20 protein-coding genes are annotated in these 23,497 nt (G+C 36.0%); 14 read left to right on the top strand and 6 right to left on the bottom strand.

The features are described 5' to 3' along the window. The first annotated feature begins 141 nt into the window (after positions 1–141). Complete coding sequence (hpaR, locus tag O7C57_RS16220) at positions 142–594, top strand: homoprotocatechuate degradation operon regulator HpaR (protein WP_154623326.1); 453 nt, start codon at positions 142–144, stop codon at positions 592–594. Positions 595–700: 106 nt separating this feature from the next. Here hpaR and O7C57_RS16215 read toward each other — a convergent pair whose 3' ends face one another. The 4 genes from O7C57_RS16215 to O7C57_RS16200 form a co-directional block, all read right to left on the bottom strand. Next, positions 701–2,707 carry a BCCT family transporter gene (locus tag O7C57_RS16215; RefSeq protein WP_154623327.1) on the bottom strand — a complete coding sequence of 669 codons (2,007 nt, stop codon included), beginning with the start codon at positions 2,705–2,707 and terminating at the stop codon, positions 701–703. Between the two features lie 474 nt (positions 2,708–3,181). Then, complete coding sequence (locus O7C57_RS16210) at positions 3,182–3,448, bottom strand: DksA/TraR family C4-type zinc finger protein (RefSeq protein ID WP_154623328.1); 267 nt, start codon at positions 3,446–3,448, stop codon at positions 3,182–3,184. 73 nt (positions 3,449–3,521) lie between these two features. Further along, positions 3,522–3,959, bottom strand: a complete 438-nt coding sequence (locus O7C57_RS16205) for a GNAT family N-acetyltransferase (protein ID WP_269723344.1) — start codon at positions 3,957–3,959, stop codon at positions 3,522–3,524. A 172-nt stretch (positions 3,960–4,131) separates the two neighbouring features. Further along, on the bottom strand, positions 4,132–4,677 hold the full coding sequence (locus tag O7C57_RS16200) for a hypothetical protein (protein ID WP_154623330.1): 546 nt from the start codon (positions 4,675–4,677) through the stop codon (positions 4,132–4,134). Positions 4,678–4,985: 308 nt separating this feature from the next. Between O7C57_RS16200 and O7C57_RS16195 the strand changes: the two genes are divergently transcribed. Beyond that, a complete protein-coding gene (locus tag O7C57_RS16195; protein ID WP_251465153.1) occupies positions 4,986–5,639 on the top strand; it encodes a DUF421 domain-containing protein in 654 nt (217 codons plus the stop codon). 58 nt (positions 5,640–5,697) lie between these two features. Here O7C57_RS16195 and cptA read toward each other — a convergent pair whose 3' ends face one another. After that, positions 5,698–7,407: a phosphoethanolamine transferase CptA gene (gene cptA, locus O7C57_RS16190; RefSeq protein WP_154621790.1), complete on the bottom strand. Its 1,710-nt coding sequence runs from the start codon at positions 7,405–7,407 to the stop codon at positions 5,698–5,700. A 379-nt stretch (positions 7,408–7,786) separates the two neighbouring features. On the opposite strand from cptA, the gene O7C57_RS16185 reads away from it, so the two are divergent. The 10 genes from O7C57_RS16185 to O7C57_RS16140 all read left to right on the top strand — a co-directional run bounded on the left by O7C57_RS16185 (position 7,787) and on the right by O7C57_RS16140 (position 18,815). Next, positions 7,787–8,962 (top strand): ion channel, encoded by a 1,176-nt coding sequence (locus O7C57_RS16185; protein ID WP_154621791.1) that lies wholly within the window; start codon positions 7,787–7,789, stop codon positions 8,960–8,962. A 29-nt stretch (positions 8,963–8,991) separates the two neighbouring features. Next, positions 8,992–9,609, top strand: coding sequence for a cytochrome c biogenesis heme-transporting ATPase CcmA (gene ccmA, locus O7C57_RS16180; RefSeq protein WP_154621792.1), 618 nt, complete (start codon positions 8,992–8,994; stop codon positions 9,607–9,609). Next, the gene (ccmB, locus tag O7C57_RS16175) at positions 9,609–10,274 is read left to right on the top strand and encodes a heme exporter protein CcmB (protein ID WP_154621793.1); all 666 of its coding nucleotides are present in this window, start codon (positions 9,609–9,611) and stop codon (positions 10,272–10,274) included. Before ccmA ends, ccmB begins: the two co-directional genes overlap by 1 nt. Positions 10,275–10,551: 277 nt before the next feature. After that, positions 10,552–10,866 carry a helix-turn-helix domain-containing protein gene (locus tag O7C57_RS16170; RefSeq protein WP_154635646.1) on the top strand — a complete coding sequence of 105 codons (315 nt, stop codon included), beginning with the start codon at positions 10,552–10,554 and terminating at the stop codon, positions 10,864–10,866. A gap of 1,113 nt (positions 10,867–11,979) precedes the next feature. Beyond that, complete coding sequence (locus tag O7C57_RS16165) at positions 11,980–12,300, top strand: helix-turn-helix domain-containing protein (RefSeq protein ID WP_154635647.1); 321 nt, start codon at positions 11,980–11,982, stop codon at positions 12,298–12,300. A 217-nt stretch (positions 12,301–12,517) separates the two neighbouring features. Beyond that, on the top strand, positions 12,518–13,141 hold the full coding sequence (gene ecpA, locus O7C57_RS16160) for a common pilus major fimbrillin subunit EcpA (protein WP_154623300.1): 624 nt from the start codon (positions 12,518–12,520) through the stop codon (positions 13,139–13,141). A gap of 93 nt (positions 13,142–13,234) precedes the next feature. Continuing rightward, entirely contained in the window at positions 13,235–13,921 is a 687-nt protein-coding gene (locus O7C57_RS16155) for a hypothetical protein (RefSeq protein WP_154623299.1), read from the top strand. A 19-nt stretch (positions 13,922–13,940) separates the two neighbouring features. After that, positions 13,941–16,436: a TcfC E-set like domain-containing protein gene (locus tag O7C57_RS16150; protein WP_154623298.1), complete on the top strand. Its 2,496-nt coding sequence runs from the start codon at positions 13,941–13,943 to the stop codon at positions 16,434–16,436. A gap of 12 nt (positions 16,437–16,448) precedes the next feature. Beyond that, entirely contained in the window at positions 16,449–18,056 is a 1,608-nt protein-coding gene (locus tag O7C57_RS16145) for a fimbrial protein (RefSeq protein ID WP_230085829.1), read from the top strand. A gap of 72 nt (positions 18,057–18,128) precedes the next feature. After that, entirely contained in the window at positions 18,129–18,815 is a 687-nt protein-coding gene (locus O7C57_RS16140; RefSeq protein WP_195848161.1) for a fimbrial protein, read from the top strand. A gap of 113 nt (positions 18,816–18,928) precedes the next feature. Here the strand turns inward: O7C57_RS16140 and ugpQ are convergent, their stop codons facing one another. After that, on the bottom strand, positions 18,929–19,669 hold the full coding sequence (ugpQ, locus tag O7C57_RS16135; RefSeq protein WP_269723343.1) for a glycerophosphodiester phosphodiesterase: 741 nt from the start codon (positions 19,667–19,669) through the stop codon (positions 18,929–18,931). 275 nt (positions 19,670–19,944) lie between these two features. Between ugpQ and O7C57_RS16130 the strand changes: the two genes are divergently transcribed. After that, positions 19,945–20,664: a 4'-phosphopantetheinyl transferase family protein gene (locus O7C57_RS16130; RefSeq protein WP_269723342.1), complete on the top strand. Its 720-nt coding sequence runs from the start codon at positions 19,945–19,947 to the stop codon at positions 20,662–20,664. A 777-nt stretch (positions 20,665–21,441) separates the two neighbouring features. Next, positions 21,442–23,463 carry a TonB-dependent receptor gene (locus O7C57_RS16125; protein WP_269723341.1) on the top strand — a complete coding sequence of 674 codons (2,022 nt, stop codon included), beginning with the start codon at positions 21,442–21,444 and terminating at the stop codon, positions 23,461–23,463. The last annotated feature ends 34 nt before the right edge of the window (positions 23,464–23,497 follow it).

Below are 23,497 nucleotides of genomic sequence, written 5' to 3'. Positions count from 1 at the left end.
TATTTTACCGTGCTAACCTTGGTTCTAAGTAGATAGAATAGGCTATCACTGAAAAAATTTGCGGTGTTAAGGCGCAATATCTAGTCCAATACCAACCTATTGGTATTAAATAAACATTTTAGAGTGGTGAGTTTTAGACTTATGCATGAATCATTGACAATTGCATTATTACAGGCAAGAGAGACCGCGATGGGGTTCTTTCGACCTATTTTAAAGTCATATAATTTGACTGAACAGCAATGGCGTATTATCCGAGTACTTGCTGATAAACGCTCTATCGATTTCCATGAGTTATCAGTTAAAACCTGCATTCTGCGTCCTAGTTTGACGGGTATTTTGACTCGTATGGAGCGAGAAGGCTTAATTTTTCGCTTAAAACCACTCAATGATCAGCGCAAACTCTATGTTTCTCTGACGCCTGGTGGTCAGACGCTATATGACAAAGCACGGCAAGAAGTGGAAGAAGGTTATCAAAAAATTGAGCAGGCATTTTCTCATGAAAAAATGCAGCAATTAACGGCCCTGTTAGATGAATTAATTGCTTTAGAAAGCCCTGATTACAGTAATATGGCTGATAAAAAAGAGAGTGCCTAAAATCGTCGTGTCGCTCTACTTATGGTAGCGTGTAAAAATCACTAGCCCCTTAATCAAGTTATGCTCGATTAAGGGGCTATTTTTAGTTATCTAACGCACGTAGCGATTATTTACCTAATAAATGCAAGAAGTGAATGTGTTTTTCGTACTGGTCGAGAATATCATGAATAACCTGTTCTTTGGTCCAGCCCATCACATCATAATCCTGCCCACCTTCTTTAAGGTGAACTTCAGCGCGGTAATATTTTTGCTCTTCGCTTTTCTCATCATCACTATCTGTTCCCATGCCAGAAAGCGCAAAAGAAGGTTGGACATAGTAGCGCAAGCGAACTTCATATAGGAAATTCATGTCTTCGCCTAAATCAACTTCAAAGCCAATTCTGTCATCTTTATCATCATAGATATGACAAGTTGTATTCTGTTTCGCAAGCTCTTCAGAAACCATCTCCATTGAAGGATGAACGACCTCACCAAGGAAACGTTTAACCTGATTACGTTTTGGGAAATAAGCGATATTACGCAAACGGCGTTGCCATGGAATAGGGTTACGGCTTGCGGTTGGTGCGATTGTCGCAAGTTGCTGGCTATCACGCTTATAAGCATCAACACGTAATGCTTTGAATAGACCATAGATTGCCACTAAAAGTACCATCGCGAAAGGCAAGGCACTTGCAATGGTTAAGGTTTGTAAGGCTTGTAAACCACCTGCGAGTAATAACGTAATGGCCACGACGCCCATTAATCCAGCCCAGAAGATCCTCTGCCAAACCGGTGTATTTGAATCCCCACCTGACGCTAAAGTATCGACAACCATTGCACCTGAGTCTGCGGATGTGACGAAAAACACAATGACCATCAGCATGGCAAAAAATGATAATACGGTAGAGAATGGGAAGTAAGTTAAAAACTCAAATAGTGCGAGGGATACATCCGACTGCACGGTTTCTGCTAATTTAACTGCATCTTGGTTTTTGATTAGATTGATCGCAGAGTTACCAAAGAATGTCATCCACATCAATGTAAAACCAGCAGGAACGAATAAGACGCCGGTGACGAATTCACGGATAGTACGTCCACGTGAAATTCGAGCAATAAACATCCCAACAAATGGAGACCAAGATAACCACCATCCCCAATAAAGTAATGTCCAGCCACCAAGCCAATCGCTCGATTTAGGTTCATAGGCATATAAATTAAAGGTTTTATTTACAATTTCGGATAGATAGCCACCCGTATTTTCTACAAATGATTTAAGTAATAAAACCGTTGGTCCCAGAGAGAGTACCAGTAGCATCAATATAAAGGCTAAACCTAAGTTTAATTCAGAGAGAATACGGATCCCTTTATCAAGACCAGAGACTACTGAAAGTGTTGCAAGACCAGTAAAAAGAACAATTAAAACAACTTGTACTGTCGGATTAACAGGTAAACCAAACAAATGATTCATACCCGCATTAACCTGCAACACACCAAATCCTAGTGATGTTGCGACGCCGAAAACGGTCCCCACGACAGCAAAAATATCAACAAAATGGCCGATCGGTCCATAGATACGCTCACCGATAATTGGATATAACGCAGAGCGTAATGTTAGCGGTAGCCCATGGCGGTAACTAAAAAAGGCTAAGATCAGCGCAACAATGGCATAGATTGCCCATGCATGTAGACCCCAGTGGAAGAAGGTCAAGCGCATGGCTTCTTTTGCGGCTTCGACGGTTTGAGGGTCACCAACAGGCGGATTGAGATAGTGCATTACAGGTTCTGCAACGCCAAAGAACATCAATCCAATCCCCATCCCCGCAGAAAAAAGCATAGCAAACCATGAAACATAGCTAAAATTGGGCTGCGCATGATCAGGTCCCAGTTTTATCTGTCCATAACGAGAGAGTCCCAGATAAGTCACACTCAAAAGAACGATAGCTACGGCTAAAATATAGAACCAGCTAGCATTATTGAAGAGGTTTTGTTGAAGATGACTTAGATGAGATTCTGCTATTTCAGGCATGAGGGCAGCAAAGCCGACAATCACCAAAATAACGAAAGCAGAGGTATAAAACACGGGAGGACTAATTTTTGAGCGAAATTTTTTCGAATCAGTACTATTTTGACTCATAACGACCTTCTTTGATTTTATTTTTGGCATACCAATAAATGAGCTGAGTATGCGGTGAGCTGTCCTTCTTAATGAACCAATGAAATTACGAAAGGGTCCCAATTGGGAAACGATAGAAAGAACAATAATGAAACAGTTTATAGAGATAGCGAAATGACAGATAGTTGACTGAGTTTGCTATCGATATTTTTTGACAGTTAATACCCCATTTGCAAAAAAACAGGCAGATATACTGCCATATGCCAAGATTAATTTCAAATAAACAGAAAATAGTGCTATTTTTCATGACAAATATAGTCTTATAAATCACATTATTAACTGTAATCATTGTTATGTTTTTGACTATTTAACAAAAAGTTAGATAAAACCCTCAGCAACGTTAATTAAGTTAACGTTGTTCATCCGATAATATGCAAAAAACAGCAAGATGAGCGAATATTGCGACCCTTTATAGGGAATAGGGAGCAAACGTTTTTAACGTAGCTGGCTATCTTTACTCCCTCGACGATTATATCCGCTAAACGTTGCAGTTTTATTATCGAATATATTTTGGCAGGTTATACACAATTGAACGCCTGGAAGAGCCTGACGACGTGCAATAGGGATAGGTTCCCCGCATTCTAGGCAAAACTTAGCGCTTTCCCCTGTATGAAGTTGATTTCGTGCCTTAGTAATAGCGTCATTCAGTGTTGCGTCGATTTGTTCTTGAACCGCATTTTCATTAGCCCAACCATTAGCCATAATCGCCTCGTACAAAAAAGCATCACTTCAACTAATCATAGAGGCGAAAATAGAAAATTCAAGGGAGTAGAAGCTATGTTAATGATAGAACCATATAGATATGTGCCATTCCGTCCTCATCATAGCTATCTCCCTGAGTGTGGTAGCCTAAGGCCTCATAAAAAGCGATCGCAGTGTGCTGTGCGGATAACTCAATAGATTGGAACTGGTGCTCTTTGGCATATTGCTCAACAAACGTCATGAGCTTACGACCAAGGCCTTTACCTCTATGTTGCTTGAGAACAGCGACTCTACCTACTTTGATGACCTTATGGGGGAGTAAAATACAGCGCAGCACTGCAACGGGAGTATGGTCTATATAGAGTACGACGTGTAGCGCGTTGTCATCACATTCATCAACATCAATGTCAGCTGGGAAACCTTGTTCATGAGTAAACACCTGTTGGCGTAGCTGAAACGCATGATTGACAAGTTCGGGATAGGCATAGCCAGCGCTATATTTTACTTGCATATTGTCCTCTATTGCTAAATGAGTCGTTTATATTATCGAGATTTGAAGCGTTATAGCGGTATGGAGATAGAATACATACGATTTTTGTGCTCTCTATATTACAAGACTAGAGCACATAAAAAGCAGGCCGATGGAGGCCTGCTTTGAGGAAATAGAGTCAATGAGTAGATGATTACTTATTTTCTGATTTTAACTCTTCAGTCTTACTTTTAGCATCAGTGGCTAGCTCATCGGCTTTATTAATTGCATCGGTTTTCAGTTGTTGACTTTTTTCGGTGATTTTATCATTTGTTTCTGAAATTTTGTCTTTTGTTGACTCAGTGATTTCATCTGCTTTTTTGTCGGCAGCTTCTTTTAGCTCTTTGGTCTTATCTGACAATTCATTTGCTTTTTCTGTCGCTTGTTTTTCAAGTTCATCGGCTTTCTGTGTAGCGCTATCTTTGAGGTCAGCGGCTTTTTGTTCACCTGACTCTTTTAGTTCTTTCGCTTTGTCGGACAGCTCATTCGCTTTTTCTGACGCTTGTTTTTCAAGTTCATCGGCTTTTTCTGTTGCCTTTTCTTTGATTTCAGCGGCTTTCTGTTCACCTGACTCTTTTATCTGCTCTACTTTTTCTTCAGCTTGCTTCATCGTTTGGTCTTTTTTTGATGAATCATCACAACCCGCTGCCATAGTGATAATACCTGCTAGAATAAGAGAGCCAAGCATTTTCTTTTTCATAAACATTTCCTTTAGCATGTGTGAGTGGATACGGACTGACTATAAGTAGCATGATATAAATATAACTCATATTTTTAAAAATTAAAAATCAGTTGGTTCTGAATGTTTAAATTAAAGAATTAAAAGAAAAATTATAACGAAAAATAAAGTGAAGGCTTTAATGTCTCATATCAATATTTTTCTTAATATTAGAAATGCGATTGGTGATTTAGCTATAATTGAACTCTAGTATTAATCGGCAGTTAGAGAGTTATCTTTTTATTAAACGAAAATTAAGACAACCATAGGAATGCTAAAGGAAGTATTATATGAGTTATTACTATATGCTTGTTATTGTTAAGTTTATGATTGGCTTTGCTATTGTTCTTACTCATATGAATTTGTCGGGGAAAACCCAACTCTCTCAAATGACACCGATCGATTTTATTGGGAACTTTGTTTTAGGTGGGATCATCGGCGGTGTGATTTATAGCGATACGATCCCACTGTATCAGTATATTATTATACTGCTTATCGGCGTTTCATTTATTTCAGGGCTAAACTATTTAACCAAAAAATTTAACTTTATTCGTAATGTGACTATAGGTAATCCGATTCCCATTATTAGCAAGGGAAATTTCATCATGGAAAATATATTAGAAAAGGGAAATAAAATTGATATCTTGAATATATCATCAAAAATTCATGCACAAGGTGTGCACTCATTTCAAGAAATCTATTATGCACAGATTGAACCGGATGGGCAGTTAACCGTCATTTGTGATCCTACCAATATGCCATCTGTTATTGTTATGAAAGACGGTATTGCCAGAATCAATGAATTGAAGTCAGTAGAGAAAGATGAAGATTGGTTAGCCCAGCAAATGGCTAAGCGGGGAATTGATCATCCAGAATCGGTATTTCTTGCTGAATTTTGGCAAGGGGAAGTGAAATTCATCTTACAAGATGGAAAAATAAAGTAATCAGAAGAAACGCAAACATAAACATGAAGAGCCTTATGGCTCTTCATGTTGTGTACGGCTATTTTTTCAAATCATCATACAACATTAAAGATGACTTTTGCTCTGGATCGCCAATGTAGCGTGGCTGTGGTACAAACTCATGACTAAATAGACTTCTTTGCGGTATATAACCCTGATAGTTAAAACCAGCAAGATCAGACCATGAATAAATAAAATCCATAGTACTATAAGGCCTATCGGTTTTATCGTTTAAATTAAATTGATGATTTTGTAACCATTCTGGTGATTGCCATACTAGGAAAGGTACATTATAGATAACACGAGTTGGCTTACCTTCACTGCGTCCTAAAGTTTCATGAGGCGGTGTATCAAATACATCTTCACCATGATCAGAGAAAAAGACTAAAAACCCATTTTCTTTTGATGAGTCGAAATCCTTAATTAAAGATGAGACAATGTAGTCATTATAATGCTGTGCATTATCATAAGCATTGTAATCGGCAACCTCATTCTCTTTTAGGTTACTAGGAACTAGATTATCTCTATCTTTAAATACCGCTTTATCTTCAGGGTAACGGAATTCATAACGCATATGAGTGCCGAGCAAGTGAACAACGATAAATTTCTTTTCTGCGGGATCTGCCAGCGCTTCTTTAAATGGCGCTAGCACCACTTCATCATAAATACGTGAGCTTTGAGCCATATCGTTATTCAAATAATATTGCTTATCGGTTTGGCGAGAAAAGGCGGTTAGTAACGTATTTCGCTCAGTCATCGTTTGCTGGTTAGTAATCCAGAATGTTTTAAACCCTGCTTGTTTCATCATATTTATGATTGAAGGGCGTGAATTAAACAGTTCAGGTTCAGTCTGAGAAGCAAAGGTCAAAATTTGTTGTAGAGCTTCAATAGTATAAGGGCGAGAACTCACAACATCTGTAAAGACAGATAAATTATCTGGATAATGTTGTTTTAATTGTTCTAGCTCTGGGGTTGTTTGGCGTGGGTAGCCATATAAACTCATCCTATCACGGCTTGTTGATTCGCCAATAACGAGAACAAACGTTCTTGGGGTATTTCCGTTAGCATCGATGAAGTTTTCCAATGGTGGGATTTTGCTATTATCACGAATCAGCTCTTCCATATTGGCTAATTGGTTTTTATAGAGGAAATAACCACTAACAAACTGCCAAGGTGCAGCATAAGCAAGTTTGCTATTGACATAAGACATCACATTTGCGATTGGCCTATCTTGCTTAATTCCTTTGTTATAATAAGGAATTGCAAATAAGACTGTTAGCACCAATAACGAAACTAATAATCTCGCCGGTACAGGCATTGAGACTGGTTTAAGTCTCGTCCATAAGAAAATAGCCACAAGAGTGTAGAGAAGAATAGCGGCAATAACTTTAAAGCTAATGTACTGTTGTAAAAATTCACCGGCTTCGTTGGTATTTGTTTCAAACATAACGAACATCACGCTTTGTGATATTTGATGTCCATATACAACAAAATACGCCAGTGCGACGACAGATGAAAGCCAAAGAATAATACCGATAAGACCAGCAACTAATTTGATGCGTTGTGGAAAGAACAGGGCGGGCACTAACCAAAGCGTACTGTACAGTAAAGAATCTCTTAATCCGATGGTATTGCTTTGTCCGGTGATAACAACATAAATTTGCAATAAAGAGGAGAAGTACCAAAAATAAATAAGCAGCCAGAACAAGGCTGACCAACTAAATTTTTTCGTGTGCGTAGAATTAACCATATTTAATTGAACTCTTATACTCGTTATGCTGGGCGATTGAGAAGAAATGTCAAAAATCGTTTTTTAGATATTATCTTCGAATTTAAGTTCAATAAAATAATTAGCTAATAATTGATTTAGACTTGGTTGATGTTTGGTTATCAATCATCCAAAAAACACTATCAAAAAAAGAATAACTTCATCGATTACGCTTATGTTTAACGGTGTGTTGATTGATGATTTCGTTTAAGAGGGGGATAGGTGCGGGTACAAGGAAGAATAAAAATGAATAGATTGAGCTAAAAGTTAAATGAAGCACGCCATTCAAACTAACATCATTGACCAACATGTGATATATAGGAGTTTATGTAATTCTAGGTGATCAGAGGGTGAAGGAAAAATGTCAGATAACGCATTTATTGTTTTTCTGAAATCATCCTTATTTATTCGATTAGTCATATCAATACTCATCATTGTTGATGGGTATATGATCATTAAGCCTGTGTTAGGTGCCTATACATACTATATTGATTGGCGAACCAATGGCTTCACTGAGTGGCTTAAATCTCTCGGCTTTATGAAATTGTTGGATATTCCCCGCTTTCTATTAGGAATATCTTTAGTCTTTTTATCATTTTTTATGATCAACGGTGCGCGAATAGCCTGGGTTTTTTCACTGTTGCTATTAGCCATTATTTCATTTGTTGATTTAAAAATTGCAACGGAAAATGTGCATCAAGGCTACTTCTCATTAGCGCTATTTATCGCTCTTAGTGTATTTTGGAAACGCTATCATCATCACAGCTTAACGAGTGCAGGCTTTGTCGCAATAACCTGTATTATCGCTTTGTTGCTCTATTCTATTTTTGGCACGCTTTATATTGGTGATGAATTTTTGCCTGTGGTTAAAGATGGATCGACCGCATTTTATTTTGCTTTAGTCTGTATGACGACGGTTGGTTTTGGCGATATTGTTCCTGTTTCAACAGATGCTCGGGTATTTACGGTCACTGTTATTATTCTTGGTATTACCATTTTTACAACATCAGTGGTTTATGTGGTTGGGTTACTCGCTAAGGGAACAAAGGAAATTGTTCGTAAGAGGTTTTCTTATATGAAAAATCATTATGTTGTTATCGGTAGTACACCGATGGCGGTAAGTGTTTATCAAGGACTCAAAAGCCGAGAACTGCCTGTTGCGGTTATTTGTCAAGAGAGCCATCGAACACACTATCCTGAGAAGGATAATATTGTGACGGGGGATCCGACAAGCACTGAGCTATTAGCTGAATCCAATGTTAAACAGGCTAAATACGTTTTAATCATGACGGATAGTGATGCTTTGAGTACTTTCGCTTTATTAGGTGTGAAACAGCTAGCGAAGGAAGGGGTCAAAACCATTGTATTGGTTAACCAAGAAAGCAATATGGATAAAATTCGTCTACTTAACCCCGATATGCTGTTTTCATTATCTTCACTCGGGGGAGAAGTTTTGATGAAGGTGCTTTGCGGTGAAACAATATCGAATGAAAGTATTAGTGATATTCTGTTAAATAAAGTGGTGAAAAGCCAATAGCACCGAGCAACTAACAGGAACAATATACTATGCTAACTGCCGAGAAAATCAGTTGTCAGCGGCAAGATAGAGTGCTTTTTCAGCAGCTTAATTTTACTGTGCAACCAGGACAAATTCTCCAAGTCGAAGGACCGAATGGCGCAGGAAAAACGACGTTATTACGCATGATAGCTGGACTTTTAAAGCCCGATGAAGGTGACATCTTATGGGAAAAGCAATCTATTCATCAGTTAAAAGAAGATTTTACTCGTCAATTACTCTATTTAGGGCATAAACCCGCCGTCAAATCATTACTCACTCCTTATGAAAACCTTCAGTTTTACTATCAAATGCATCATAAACATGCAGCGGGAGAGGGTTTATGGTCTGCTTTAGAAGAAGTGTCTCTGATAGGCTATGAAGATATTCCTGTCGGTCAATTATCTGCTGGGCAACAGCGTCGAGTTAATTTAGCAAGACTATGGCTAAGTGAATCCCCTTTATGGGTATTAGATGAACCTTTTACAGCGATTGATGTGGCGGGAGTAAAACGCTTAACGGAACGCTTTCATCAACATGCAGAGCAGGGGGGAATAATTCTATTCACTTCCCATCAAGCGATGTCGGGACACTTTGGAACGTTAAAACTGACAGGCGGGTATGAATAATGTTTTGGTTAGTCTTCAGAAGAGAGCTAAAAATAGCGTTTAGAAGTTTTTCGGAATTAGTGAACCCTCTATGGTTTTTCCTTATAGTGATTACATTATTTCCTTTAAGTATTGGGCCTGAGCCTCAGTTACTTTCACGTATTGCCGTAGGGATCTTTTGGGTCGCAGCCATCCTTTCCTCATTACTTTCACTTGAGCGTCTATTTAAGGATGACTATTTGGATGGTTCATTAGAGCAACTATTGTTAGCCCCCCATCCACTTTTTATAACGGTACTCGCGAAAGTGATTGCACACTGGTGTGTAACGGGGGTTCCCTTAATTTTATTATCACCTATTGCTGCATTGATGCTCTCTTTTGATGCGAGCACGCTATTAGTACTCGCAGGAACCTTATTACTTGGTACGCCTATTTTGAGTTTTATTGGGGCGATCGGTGCCGCCTTAACGGTATCTCTGAAAAAGGGCGGGGTGCTTGTCAGTTTACTTGTGTTGCCTTTATATATTCCCGTGCTTATTTATGCAACCGGAACAATGGAAGCTTATAGTTTTAATATGCCACTAAATAGCTATTTAGCTATTTTGGCTGCTTTGTTAGCCGCGAGTGTCACCCTTTCTCCCATCGCAATTGCCGCGGCATTAAAGCTTAATGTGAGTAATAGCTAATAGCCCAGTTAATATATCAAGTCGTCAACATATGCTAGGTCATTGGAATATTTTTATTTATCTAGCATGTGTTGTTATATCTAATTTGTAATAAGTTGTGTCTTTTATATATATTCTTAAGTTAACGTTAACATTTGCAATGCGTTATTTTTTATCTAATTGAATATTAATATATTTTCATTGTTTTATCTCATTGTGCTCGCTTGTGAAAAAGACTTTAAATATTGCGGGTTAGATGTATAATTTAAAGTGTGTTAAAAATATAAAGGATATATCAATGGATAATAGAGAACTAAATAGTATTGTTTCGTTATATTTTAAAAATTTGAGGAAAAAAAATGGAATGACTGGCTACCAATTAGCGAAAAAGCTTGGTTTGAGCCAGCAGCAACTTTCTCGTTATGAAACGGGTAAAGTGAATTATAATATCACGTTGATTAATCAATTAATGATAGAGTTAAACGGTGATTGGGCTGATTTTATAGCTAAAACTGTTAACGTTAACAATCAGATTGTGACTGAAAAAACGATAGAAGAGAATAATATATATCTGAAGGTTCTTAATAAAACACCGAAATACTATTGGTCATAACGTTATATCATTAACTAATTTTATCTTTGCTTGTCTTCTTAAATGGGTAATACTTTGAATGCAGTTTTCAGTACCGCATTATGGCAATAATTTATCGGATTCTATCGGGCATTAATTTTAATCTAGAGTGCATAATCACATGGATTAAAATACGTTATTTACGTGAGATGTATAAATACTGTTGAATTTCACATTACCCAACAGCTCATTCATTACAACAAAGTAAGAGTGGTTTCTTATTCGTTACATAATGGATGAGCTGAAATTTTTTATAGAACAGTTAATCTAATCTCATTTCTCTTTGATGCACATCAAGCTAAACCTTTCTTATAAAAAGCAAACATAAAGTAATCTTAACTAATCAAAAGAAATGATAAGCACATAGCTCAAATGTAACGGCTATAAACTAATTTTGATTTATGCCGCCATTGTATTATTAAAAGGAAGCGAGTATTTCGCCATTCAAACATTTTTATCTTATCTTTCTTTTGCACACGTCACGCTTTTCAAACCTTATTTATAAAAATTAAGCCAATCAGTCTCTGTTCTTCCTGAGTGCTCATCTGCTCTATTGGACTTTCCGTGCTCTATCTTTTTAGTAAGCAAGTATTAGCCATGAATTATGGCTAATATATTGTTGTAGGGGATCGCGGGAAAACTTAACGCGCTTTCTGTTGTACATAGGTTATGGTCAGAAAAATCCTAAAAAAATGTTTGAATATGAGTAATAACACCTATAAGGAGTACTTTTACTGAGCAAATAGATAATTACTAGGTTTATTTTTGAACAAATTAATCATTATCGGAGTAATTTTTCTGTTTGAATATTGTTGTTTATGTCTAAATGTAAATATAAAACCTTATTTTTAAAAAGGTTATACATATATCTTCTTGTTAATGTTGATTTTTTTGCTTTTTTGTCTTCTGTCTTTGTTAAGAATACTTATTTTAATAGCTTTCCACTTTCTATTTATGGGTTTTGATTATCGAAATCGATTATACAAATTTACATGTTAGTTTTACTATCTCCCCACAATAAATTTTGAGCGTGAATTTGATTTATCCATTAAAGTATTTCAAAAATCATATTTATTCTTATATAGGGTAAGGTTTATGGATTATCTGGCAGATGAAATAAATAAAAAAATCGGGGCGTATATAAGAAGAATAAGGAAAGAAAAAAACTATTCGGGTTACCAGCTAGCTACAATGTTAAATGTTAGTCAACAGCAAGTTTCTCGTTATGAAACCGGCCAGACAAAACTTACTTTTGAAATGGTAGATGGCATACTGCTGGCATTAAATAAAACATGGAAAGATTTGTTTAATGCAGTAATGGATGAGCATGATAACGAAAGAATTAAAGATGCGATAAAAAAAGATAGGGTTTACTATCATATCTTAAATAATGTCTCCAATAAAATTTGGAACTGATTATAACTATTAGGTTTTTCAAATCATATATTTTTTAATAATGACCTTAGGGTAGATGCTTATTTTTATATCCTATGTGTTTTGATCCATTAATCGTTTAGTAAATAGAATGATTATCATGGTTTTTTATTGTATTTAATAAAGAATCCTGATGACAGTATTCTTTATGCTATGCAATTAATTTTTTTGTGTAATAGATAAAAATAGAGAGAATAATATGTTTAATAAAAAAGTGACGTCAATCGTGCTTTCATCATTAATTGCAGCTTCTTTTGCCACAGTGGCGAATGCTGAGACTCGTACTGCTCAAGCAACTGCAACTTGGCAAGCAACAGCGATTAAAGATACAACGAGCATGTTAGTTGTAACTCCATTAAAAAGCCTAACCTTTAATTATGCTGAAGGTCAAAAAAGCTTTAACCAACAAAATGGTGCGTTCGACATTGCTATTCAAGGGCAAGCAGGCGCAACAGATTTTAAATTAGCATCAAAGATTGTTGCTAATACATTAGCAAGAACGACGGATGATTCTAAACTCACTGTTGGTGTTAAATGGAATGGTGAAGACCTCAGTAAAACAACAGACACAGTATTGATTGATACTTCAAAAAATCTGACATCTGGATTAGATAACTTAGCTGCTGATGGTATTTTCAATGGCTCTGAGCGTGCAACTGACCGTGGTGAATTTACATTCGTTATCGCGGGTGCTGAATCAGAAGGTGCAGCAGCTGACTTTAATTCACTCACTGATGGTACTTGGGATGGCGATGTAAAAGTTCAATTTACTGCTACGTGGGATGGTGATTTTTCTCCTGTTGAGCCGGCTCCAGAAGCATAATTGTTGATTCGCTTAGTCTATTAATTAACTGACACGATAAAGATAATATAAGGATATAGTATCTTTATCGTCTTTCTTTTTAAATTATTTATTATGATAAAGAAAACAACTGTAGCCGCAATATTATTATCATTATTACCATTGAAAAATAGTTTGGCTGTTAATGTCGGTAATATTACTGAAATTATTGACTCAAGCCAAGATACATTAGCCAAAGAAGTCGAAAATACAGTTAATACAGCAAGATTAGTGAATTTAACTATCGAAAAAATAGATTCGCCTTTAGATAATGGAAAAGTAGTATCAGTAACTGATCCTAATGAAATATTATCAACACCTGCCAATTTAATTTTGCCAGGAAATGCTAAAGATGTATTTAAAATTATTTATCAAGGGCCAAAAGACGATAAAGAACGTTATTATCGCTTAAATTGGAAAGACGATCCTATTGGAGAAAGCACGGCAACAAAAAGCGCGAAATCTGCATCGGCGACGACTTCAGCAACAATTAGTACCATACTTGTCGTATCGCCTAGAATAGAAAAATTCAATTATAAATATGCAAACTCACAGATTTCTAATACAGGAAATAGTACGTTTCGAGTTGTTGCATCTGGTCCTTGTTTAGCATCAAAACAAAAAAGTGGTGTGGATGGGATATGTCGAGAGCGTTATTACTTGATGCCTAATTTAGCGGTGAAATTACAATTTGTCGATCTCACAAATAAGAAATCTAGTGTAGGTATTTGGCACAAAGGAGAGTTCATTGTTGTCAAATAATGAATAATAGGCTTTAATCATGCGTAAGAGTGTTCTTGCTATATCAATAATGAGTATTATTTTTTCCAATTCTATTAATGCTAATGACATAAAAAGCATTAAAATTGGCGGGTATATTATTCCTCCTGCATTTGTTATGGCCTTAGAGGAAGGCATGTCTGTGCCAGTATTCTTACGATTAAACGATGCGGCTAGTAGCAATCAAAGCGAAGATAAAATTGCCGATGCAGTTATTGTTATTGAACATGATAAAATAAAATTAGCAAGTATTCATCTTATTGATTCAACACAAGGACCACAATTAAATAGCTTACTTATCGAAACATTAGAAAAGAAGAATAATGTGTTTTTTGACGAAAACAGTGATATTTCTATTGATAGTAATGCGACTTTGAAATTGAATATATCTTCATTTAACTTATCTCTAGATGTAGATAAAGCAGCATTCTCCCCTAAAGAGCGCGTTAGACGATTTTCACTTGGTGATTCGTCAGTAAATAGGTTTTCAGCCGTTGCCAATTATGATTTGGGGGTTTTCCAAAGCCATGTAAAGAACGCAAAAAACTCATCCAGTAGCTATTTCAATTTAGATACGTTATTTGCCGCTGCCGAGCATCATATAAATATTAATGCTTCAGCTTATAGTATTGGCAAGTCAAATTCTAACGTTGAGCTTTATCGGGCTATGTATGAGCGTGATTTTAATGGTCTTCGCTTTGCATTAGGTCTGATGAGTACATGGAATTTACAGTCTATTGCCAGTTTAACAACGCTAAGTAGTAGTAAAATTTATGCGGCATCAATTGGTAATCACTCATCAAGTGTTGTGGCAAATAAACAGCAATCGCTAACACCGATATATGCGTTTTTAAATAGTCCTGGTGAGGTTCGAATTTATCGGCAGGGCAAGTTATTAAATATCCAAAATTTCCCGATGGGTAACTATGAGGTTGATACGAGTGTATTACCTTATGGTATTTATGATGTCACCATTGAAACGGTTGTAGATGGCAAAGTAGTAACGACACAGAACCAAACGATTAATAAGTCATTCGGAGCGATAGGACGAAATTTCGATAAAACAAACTGGGAATTATACGGCGGCTATGTTGATTTTGATAAAAAATATTATGTCAGAAATGAAAATTCCCATAGCCAATCACCAGAAAAGAGTTATTTATTAGGTATCTCTATTGCTAGAAGTTTTCCGGTACTGTCCGGTTTAAGCTTAACGATGTCTAATTATGGTTTTGACAAATTTTTTGTTAATGAAACCAGTATCAATGTGGCTTTAAATGAGTACATCTCTCTTTCATGGCAAGGCATGATGGAAAATCATGGTAGCCATAGAAATATTGGAACTGTTTCTCTGACGATACCTGAAGGATACGGTTCTCTGTGGGCATCAAGAGAAAAAACAGTTATTAAAGGCGATTTACCCCTTTATGACGCGGATAGCTATTCCTATGGTGGTACTTTCAATTTTGACAAAATTATTGATCGAGCAGGGACTTTTACTATCAGTAATACCAAAGACCGTCGTGTAGGCAGCGATTCAATTAACTATGAATATGGCAATACATTATTTTCTGGTCGTTATGGTACGGTTGGATTAAGAGCTGGCGTTCAACGTTATCATTATGATAACCAAAGCAGTACAAACGAAAAATACATTAATCTCGATTTCTCATTGCCCCTATCGACTTGGTTAAGCACGGGGGTTTCATCGACCAATGGTAATATCAAAGCTAATATTTATGCGAATAAGAACTTTGAAGATTCACCAATTACAAATGCAGGGCTTTCTGTTTCGAAGTTAGTCCGTGACAAGAATAATGGCGAGTCTGATTTTTCTACATTAGCTTATGCTTCTTACGATATGAAATATAACTCAGGAACGATCACAGTTAATCGTCCTGATGGTGATAGGCTAAATGGTAATTTAACGTCTAGAGGTTCTATTGCTTATAGTGATGGCACGATCATGCCTAGTGGTCAACAAGGTAAATCAGGGATCATTATAAATTCAGCGATCACGGGTAATGGCAGCATGGTTGCAAAAGTTAACGGTCAAAATTATCCAATTAGTGGGAAAAATACGTTTATTCCACTATCGCCATATTCAGATTATGAGATTCAATTAATGAATGATGGGAAATCTAAAGATAGTTTTGACATTATTTCAGGAAGAAATAAGTCTGTGACATTATATCCGGGTAATATCGCTTTCTATCAACCCGAAGTTAGGCAACTCGTCACCGTCTTTGGTCGACTCAAATCACCTGACGGTGAATTTATTAAATATGCTTCAATTCGTAATCATATTGGTAGAACAAGAACCGATAAGAACGGTGAATTTTCAATGGATGTCGATGTTCGTTATCCTGTCATTTCTCTCTTACAAGATGATGAAAAAACAATTTGTGAGGCAGATTTAAATTTAGAAGGTGCACGCGGTGCTTTGTGGGTTGGTGATGTCACCTGCGAACCTCAATCATCTCTTGCAAAAAGATAGTGAGAATTTTAAATGAATAAAAATATACTTTTTATATTTTTCATTTGCTCCATATTAAATGGTTTAACAAGTGTGACTGCTATTGGGGCGAATGTGTCTAATAGCTATGTTTTTATAGAAAACAACGTTGACAATGAATTTTTTATTACCCCAAGAACAACAGACCCGCGTTTCTCGGGATCGAATAAATATACTCGATATTCTGGTGATTCACAGCGAAGTTTAGGCTATATGGGATATGTGAATACTGGAATTGTCGCGAATCGTAATATTGATATTTGGTTAGAAAACTCGCAAATAGATAGACCTTTTACGGGAAACCGATGTATGCGGGGTTATTGCAATGATAATAGCGGGTATTGGCCAGCTCAGTATCTTGGTAAAGATGGCGCGTATAAAATCGTACAGAGTAATACGAATGGCCAGTCCAATTATGCTCGAGGCATATTCAGTGATTCTGCATATCAATATTTTCTCACATTACCTGTTGGTTCAGCAGAGACATACAGTTATCGAGCTTGTATGACCACGACAGATTACGATCCAAGTAAGGGGGAGTCTTGTCGAAGTGTTGGGGGGAACATTATTGCTTCTCATGAATTTAATATTACGAAATCAGGTCATATCAAATTAACGTCAACGGGGGCGTTACAAGAAATTTTTATTGATAGTAATGGTAACCCAAGCATTGGTCTTGGTTCTCAATTTTGCCGTATAGGTATTATTGGTAATCAAAATGGGATTATTTGCCAAGTTATAGATCATGAAACAAAAGGCGATATATTTAATAATATTCGTCTGAGTTTAAAAATAAATTCAACACTAATACCGTTTACACCAGCCGCAAACAGTATTCTGATAGGCCCTGATGATGGGACAAATCGGTGGTATAATTATAATACAACATATCAAGCAAACTATTATTTTCAAAATAGTAATAAGCATGTATCTATTTTTTTATCGAACACTTTTTTGAAATTACTAATATCTAGAGGTATTGATTTTACTAATAGCCAAGAGTTTTTTACCTTTTCATTTACAAATACTGCGGTACCTGAATCAGGCTATTATGAATTTACACCTTCCAATATGCTAATTATTAAACCTAGAGATTATGGAATTAGCATTATACCAACAGATTTTAACCCGAAGCAATCTAAAACAGGAAAGGTTGGAAATGATGAACCTCCTATTGAATTTAATTACATTGTGACGACAAGTGGCCCAAGACAGGCGGATTCAATTACAGCAAAAGTCGATGGTCCAACGATAACCTTAAAAGGACGAACATATTGCCTTTTCTCTTCGGATGATGACAAATTCAAAGTGCCTTTTTCTGCTTATTTATCATTTAAAAATGAAAATGGCTCACAGTCTTCTTATCGAGCAAATTGCGATAGTAATGAAATATCACTGAAAAATGCATTTTGGGAAGAAACGCCATGGGATAAACCTAATCAAGATTTAGGCTCTTTTTATAGAACTCATTTAGATCTATCGTTTCCCATGAATGATTCCAACTCATTTTTTACATTAGATGGTATTGATTGGCTCGGAACAGTGTCTGCTAGCGGAACGGTAGTCGTGAAAGCCATTTGGACAGGTCCAGATATTCAATAGTACTGTTCGAGAATCGTGTTATCTCTTATGTTTGAATAAATACACTGACTTTAATTTAGTGTGGTCAATGATATGCTAAAAAACAATGGTCATTCTTTACTGGGCAGCCTATTTTTTATGGCGTTACTCTTATTCTATAAGCAGGCTTATGGGCTATACATTGATGCTGATATTTCCTCTATAGAATCAGGTGAGACGTTTTTGTCGAAGTCATATGTTAATGATACAAAAACAACTAACTTATATAGCTTTAGTGCATATAAGATTGATAAACCAGGGAACGATGAAGTTGGAGAAGAAATCAGTAATGGAGAGATTATTTTTACACCCTTAAAGAAAATTTTACTACCGGGAGAACGGGAGTTTTTTAAAATATTTTATCGTGGAAAAGAAGATGACCAAGAACGTTATTACAAAATTATTATCAGTGAAACGCCATTTGAAGTAAAAAATTCTGGGGCACAAAAAAAGCAGCCATTATTCTATCCAACGATAAGCTTAGAAACCTATCTAGTAGTAAGGCCTAAAAATCCTAATTTCAAATATGACTTTAGGCAAAATGAAGGTGTGTTAAAAAATACGGGTAATACCTATTTTAGAGTCATTTTACATGATAATTGTGAATCTAATGAAGATGATATTCCTTATGTACTCTACTTGTTACCCCAACAGGCGTATCGGGACGCAAGATTAAAAAAGAAAAGCCATAAATACATTGTTGCTTTTGATAAATATTATCCAATAGGCAATTGTGATTAATATTAAACTCACCCAAACATTGCAATTTATGGGAAAGTTAGTTTGGAGATCGCCATATATTAAAACAAATAATACATGGCGTTCATACTCACTCACTTTCATTTGTTCGATAACTAGGCGCCAAAATTGGGAGTAATGATATCAATCGCGTCTGTACAGATAGCATCGACACCCCATGCTAAAAGCTGAGAGGCACGAACAGGAGAGTTAACCGTATATACTAAAATATATAATCCAAAGTCTTTTAGTTGCTTAATGCGTTTTTCATCGAGTAATTCGTGATTTAAATGGATTGATAGACAATCAAGGTGTGTTATTAGCGCTTGCCAATCTTCTCGCCATTCATCTAATAACAATCCTCTTGGTAGTTCAGGTGCTGCTTGCTGAGCGGCTTCTAATGCTTCAATGGAAAAAGAGGAAAGTAAAGGCGCTGTTTGTTTTTGCCATAATTGACGTGCGGCTAGTGCAACAACTCTTCCTGTTTCTGATTCTAAATTTTCGGTTGGTTTTATTTCGATATTTGCCATCATTCCATATTGCTGGCAACGTGCTGCAACCTGAGAGAGTAATGGTAATGGCTCACCTGCAAATATTTGACCAAACCAACTTCCTGCATCAATTTTTGACAGTTGTTCCCAATCTAACTCACCCGCGATACCTTGGCCATTGCTTGTACGTTCAAGCGTATCATCATGGAGTAAAAATATTTGTTTGTCTTGAGATAGTTTTGCATCAAATTCAATCATTGTATGACCGAAACTAGCACCAATATCAATAGCTGCAAGGGTATTCTCTGGTGCTAGCATACCACCACCACGGTGAGCGACAATTTTAGGATAGGGCCAAGATTTCATATATTTTGTCCATCGGCTATTAAAGGTGAAAAAGAGAATTGCTTTTCAGGTAAGTATAATCATAACGTTTAGTTTATTAACTAACGAACAATCTTTTAGACTCGATATATGATATTCATGAAAAGCACAGATGAATAGTGCATCTTTTTGCGAGTGTATTCAAAGGCGAATGAGTATATTTTGGTTAAAAATAGCGAAAAATAAGGTCGTTGCCATCATCCGCGTGTCGCGTTATTTTAAGTGCTCATTTATATTTGTCTAAGTTGGAAAATTAGATGCATTTACTATCAAGTCACTTCAAGTATTCATTATTGCCCTCTGATTTCCTTTTGCCAAATGAGCATGTGTACTGTAGGCAGATAAGTTTCGAGATAACCGACATTGATGAAACAGATTTTACTTTTCATCAAGTCGCATTGCCATTAGCCTTCAATAATATGGTTCCTAAACGCAGGTGTGAGTATTTAGCAGGGCGGATCTGTGCAAAAATGGCATTAAAGCAGTATAAAACGGAAGAGCATTACGAAATTATCAGCAATCCTGATAGAAGTCCTTGTTGGCCAAATGGGATCATTGGTTCAATTACCCATACAGAATCGATAGCAGCTGCCTGTATAGCGAGTGAGTCTACACATACCAATATTGGTATTGATTGTGAAAAAGTTATAAGTTCTGATTTATGTAAAGAAACTGAGCATCAAGTTTTGGTCGCTCATGAATTCGATATCTATAGAAAAATAAAATTTCCAAAGGAATTATTTGTTACATTAATTTTTTCTGCAAAAGAGTCAATATTTAAATCTCTTTATAAAGACGTTAGGGAGGTTTTTGATTTTAATACAGCCATGTTGATTGAATTGACCCATGATAATTTGAAATTTGTTTTAACAAAAAAGCTTGCTAAGAGATGGAATGTGGGAGATGAAATAAATATTCAATATAGAGTTATCGATAATCATGTTTTTACATCGAATAATATCAAAATGGTAGAGTAGCTAGAGTAATAAAAAGATAAATGAAAGAGATAATTCGAGCCTATGATAACCTAATAGCTGTAATTAATAAGGTTTATTATTTTTGTTGATAAACTGTTTCTTTAACGAAAATTTTCCTGCCTAAGAATAGATAAACATTTAAAATTAACGCTTAAGAAATCCCACACAAACATAAAGTATATTTTATGTTCTTATCTACACCACTTTTATTTTATCAGATCTAGATCTGATTTTTTTCACTCTAAGATAATTCCTAAACAAATCCCCGTCAAACCGTCAATCTAAATTAAACTTATAAATCAACTAGTTGTAATGATGGTGCTTAAAGGTAATACGCACTTATTGCTAATTTGACATAAGTTTACAAGCACGCTAAAAGAAATGAATGTAATTATCATTATCATTGTCATTTGCAAAAACATTAATAAAAGTGCTGATTTTAATGAGGGGACTATTGGATTATTTTGGGCGGTAGCTAGGTTTTTCGTTGTAACATTTCATTAACAATGATAATAGTTTCATCATGTTTATATGGATATGATGGAACATAAAAATAAAAAATTTAGCGTGTTATACGCAAGGATATGTCAAATCATTAATATTAATCTGTTAGATGTATTTACTTGTTCCGCTTATATATATATTTAAACTCTATTATTTAATTAAGTCTTAAAATATAAAGATAGCCTTTGCAGGTGAGTTTTTATATATAACTATAATATAGCATTTTGAATTTACTATATAATTTATCAACTACATATTAGGTGTCTATTAAAAATGAATAAAGTTAAATTTAAATTAAGCTCTCTTAGCTTACTTCTCATTTGTTGTTCTAGCTCATTGAGTGTCGCGAATGAGATAGATAAAAAAAACAATACAGAAAATACGGATAACCTAGAAAATTCTGATGAAATAGTTGTAATAGGTGAAAGGTTTAATCGTAGAGCTGTTGAGACCGGTGCTAGTATTAATATCATCACAGCTAAAGAATTAGAGAAACGTCCCGATTTATATTCGCTAACACAAATACTTAAACAGACACCAAATATAATTGATACGGGGTTAGGTAATGAATTACCGACCATTAGAGGTATCGATGGCTCAGTATCTCCTGGCGCGATGGCGTTTTTTACTGGTGCAAGACCACGTATAAATGTCCAAATTGATGGACGGACTTCAAACTACAATGAATTGGCTTTTGGTACCAAATCTTTATGGGACATGAAGCAAGTGGAAGTGTATCGCGGTCCTCAAAGTTATGCTCATGGGCGTAATGCTATTGCAGGTGCAATAGTGATGCAAAGTAAAGATCCGATAAATGAATATGAAAGTGCGGTAAAAGTAGATTATGGAAATCAGCATCGTCGACAATATGCTGCCATGGTCTCTGGGCCTGTTGTTGATGAAGAGTTATTATTCCGTCTAAGTGTTGATAGGCAAGAGAGAAAATCATATGAAAAATTGGCTGATTACTATCCTGCTGGTGATTCGAGTAAATTCGAAGCGACAACGACTCGAGCTAAATTGGTATGGTTACCTTCAGCATTACCCGATTTCTACACTTCTTACACTTTTTCCCATATTGACTCTCGGGCACCGCAAGGCGAATTTAAATCTAATACGGTAGCGGATACATACCGTGCTGTATTCCAAATTAGATCGGCTACAAACATTTGGGATATGGGATACCAAATAAACGATAACTGGAAATTTGAAAATAAAGCAATTTATACAAATTATATTCAGGACCGTTATTCACTACCCACAGGGGGACCTGCAAGGGTTGAAGGCCATGAAACACAAATTGAGCCGATATTAAAATTTGATAATGGAAGCTATAGAGGGCTGCTTGGGCTATTTTATTTTAATGCGCCTCAGGATGAGCGAGTATTACTCGTGGTTCCAAATTCATATAAAGATAAGACGACGACAAAGGCAGTTTATGGTGAGCTAACATTTGAGCCAGTACAAAATATTGAAGTAAACATATCTACACGTTATGAGCAAGAAGAACACTCACGAACTGGGGGAAGTCTTTTTGCCGTGAACTACAAAGATAAAGAAAATATCTTCTTACCAAAATTTGATGTTGCATATTTAATCAGTAATGATCAACGTGTCGGGGCTAAGGTTGCAAGGGGATATAATCCTGGGGGAGCCGGCATTTCATTTCAACCTCCATTTGCAACATATGAATATGATGCTGAATATGTATGGAACTACGAGCTCTACCATAGATGGATCTCTGACGATAAGCGCCTTAGTGTCAATACCAATATATTCTATAATGATTATAAAGACTTACAAGTGCCATACTATAATATTTCAGGCAATACGGTCGTTGATAATGCGAATAAAGCGATAACATATGGAGCAGAACTAAATGTTAATTGGTTAGCTACCGATGAACTAAATTTATACGCAGGTCTTGGGTTACTCAAAACTAAGATCAAAGAATATAAAGAAAATGAAAGTTATGAAAATAATAAATTAAGTCGCTCACCAAGTTATACATTAAATTTAGGGGGGAGTTATGAACTACCAAGGGGATTTGAGGTGGGGGCTAACGTAAATTACACAGGCGATTATTATTCCTCTGTATCAAATAGTAAAGAGTCAAAAATTAATGCCTATTCACAGGCTAATGCATATTTAGCTTATAATTTTAAATATGGAAGAGTAGCACTTTACGCTGATAATACTTTTGATTCAGATAAAAAAGTGAAAGTTATTACAGGTGGATATACAACATATCAACAGCCGCGAGTCGTAGGTATTACGGCTGAATTAAAATTCTAACTCATTAAGAAAAATGGTGTGATTTAAAATCACA

The sequence above is a fragment of the Providencia sp. 21OH12SH02B-Prov genome, assembly GCF_027362595.1.
Lineage (GTDB): Bacteria > Pseudomonadota > Gammaproteobacteria > Enterobacterales > Enterobacteriaceae > Providencia > Providencia zhejiangensis.
The sequence above is the reverse complement of the archived record's forward strand: the minus strand, read 5'-3'. Positions and strand labels throughout refer to the sequence as shown.

Bases quoted from the DNA above. Each gene is read 5' to 3' on its own strand.
- hpaR (WP_154623326.1), top strand. From the start codon at position 142: ATGCATGAATCATTGACAATTGCATTATTACAGGCAAGAGAGACCGCG.
- O7C57_RS16215 (WP_154623327.1), bottom strand. From the start codon at position 2,707: ATGAGTCAAAATAGTACTGATTCGAAAAAATTTCGCTCAAAAATTAGT.
- O7C57_RS16210 (WP_154623328.1), bottom strand. From the start codon at position 3,448: ATGGCTAATGGTTGGGCTAATGAAAATGCGGTTCAAGAACAAATCGAC.
- O7C57_RS16205 (WP_269723344.1), bottom strand. From the start codon at position 3,959: ATGCAAGTAAAATATAGCGCTGGCTATGCCTATCCCGAACTTGTCAAT.
- O7C57_RS16200 (WP_154623330.1), bottom strand. From the start codon at position 4,677: ATGAAAAAGAAAATGCTTGGCTCTCTTATTCTAGCAGGTATTATCACT.
- O7C57_RS16195 (WP_251465153.1), top strand. From the start codon at position 4,986: ATGAGTTATTACTATATGCTTGTTATTGTTAAGTTTATGATTGGCTTT.
- cptA (WP_154621790.1), bottom strand. From the start codon at position 7,407: ATGGTTAATTCTACGCACACGAAAAAATTTAGTTGGTCAGCCTTGTTC.
- O7C57_RS16185 (WP_154621791.1), top strand. From the start codon at position 7,787: ATGTCAGATAACGCATTTATTGTTTTTCTGAAATCATCCTTATTTATT.
- ccmA (WP_154621792.1), top strand. From the start codon at position 8,992: ATGCTAACTGCCGAGAAAATCAGTTGTCAGCGGCAAGATAGAGTGCTT.
- ccmB (WP_154621793.1), top strand. From the start codon at position 9,609: ATGTTTTGGTTAGTCTTCAGAAGAGAGCTAAAAATAGCGTTTAGAAGT.
- O7C57_RS16170 (WP_154635646.1), top strand. From the start codon at position 10,552: ATGGATAATAGAGAACTAAATAGTATTGTTTCGTTATATTTTAAAAAT.
- O7C57_RS16165 (WP_154635647.1), top strand. From the start codon at position 11,980: ATGGATTATCTGGCAGATGAAATAAATAAAAAAATCGGGGCGTATATA.
- ecpA (WP_154623300.1), top strand. From the start codon at position 12,518: ATGTTTAATAAAAAAGTGACGTCAATCGTGCTTTCATCATTAATTGCA.
- O7C57_RS16155 (WP_154623299.1), top strand. From the start codon at position 13,235: ATGATAAAGAAAACAACTGTAGCCGCAATATTATTATCATTATTACCA.
- O7C57_RS16150 (WP_154623298.1), top strand. From the start codon at position 13,941: ATGCGTAAGAGTGTTCTTGCTATATCAATAATGAGTATTATTTTTTCC.
- O7C57_RS16145 (WP_230085829.1), top strand. From the start codon at position 16,449: ATGAATAAAAATATACTTTTTATATTTTTCATTTGCTCCATATTAAAT.
- O7C57_RS16140 (WP_195848161.1), top strand. From the start codon at position 18,129: ATGCTAAAAAACAATGGTCATTCTTTACTGGGCAGCCTATTTTTTATG.
- ugpQ (WP_269723343.1), bottom strand. From the start codon at position 19,669: ATGAAATCTTGGCCCTATCCTAAAATTGTCGCTCACCGTGGTGGTGGT.
- O7C57_RS16130 (WP_269723342.1), top strand. From the start codon at position 19,945: ATGCATTTACTATCAAGTCACTTCAAGTATTCATTATTGCCCTCTGAT.
- O7C57_RS16125 (WP_269723341.1), top strand. From the start codon at position 21,442: ATGAATAAAGTTAAATTTAAATTAAGCTCTCTTAGCTTACTTCTCATT.